Here is a 776-nt window from a genome sequence, read left to right as displayed (position 1 = left end):
TCTAAGGTGGCAATAAAGCGCTCGAGAAGATGCTGATTGAGCGCCCGTCGCTTCACCGTTGCCATCGAGAACGGAATCGGTGCTTGCGCCAGATGCGGTGGATTGGTCTCAACTTTTGCTAAATTGAGTGCGGTCAAACAGGCATTGAAGTGAAACTCCAGTTTGGTCAGGTCACGGGCTTGGCAATCCTCCAAGCCGGTGAATTGTTTGGCATCGCGAAAGATGAATTCAATTTGGAAGCGCAGTTTGTAGAACTGGAGTATCTGCTGAGGGTCTTGTTCGACATCGGTACTGAACAGCAGGCAGGTGCGAACTCGGTGAGGAACGCGACGGTCGATGAGGTAGACGACTCGAATCTCCCGTTTCAAGGAGACGTGCCATACCCGTTGGGTGTACAGGTCAACATTCGGTTGCACCGCTTTGATGCAGGTAAACCGACTCAAGTCGGTGAAGTCCACTTTGCCATCGTATTGGCGCGGTCTGCCCCGCGTCTTCTGTTCGCCGGTGTAGAGATAGCGCAGATTCGCGTCACCGCGCAACTTACTGATCACGTCTAACTGGCAGTCCACCGCCCCCCGGATAAAGCCCTCCTTGGCATAGGTCCCATCCACTGCTAAGTAGCGCACCTGGTGAGGTAGGGGTGGACGCACGGCTTCGAGATGGTAGAGATATTGATCCATCCGCGTGATCTCGCTCGGCATCTCTGCTTGAGCCAGCGTCTGTTGGGCAGACAGGGCGTAAGCGGTTTTGGTTTCCACATCCACCACCCCCACTAA

Annotated in this window: 1 protein-coding gene; it reads right to left on the bottom strand. The window is 54.6% G+C overall.

Translation table 11 applies throughout. The annotated features are described in order from the left end of the window. Nucleotides 1-758, bottom strand: a 758-nt coding sequence (locus C7B65_RS27090) for a transposase (RefSeq protein ID WP_244913311.1), incomplete at its 3' end; no start/stop codon positions are given. Nucleotides 759-776 lie beyond the last annotated feature (18 nt).

The sequence above is a fragment of the Phormidesmis priestleyi ULC007 genome (assembly GCF_003003695.1).
Lineage (GTDB): Bacteria > Cyanobacteriota > Cyanobacteriia > Leptolyngbyales > Leptolyngbyaceae > Phormidesmis_A > Phormidesmis_A priestleyi_A.
This window is presented reverse-complemented; position numbering and strand designations above follow the sequence as displayed.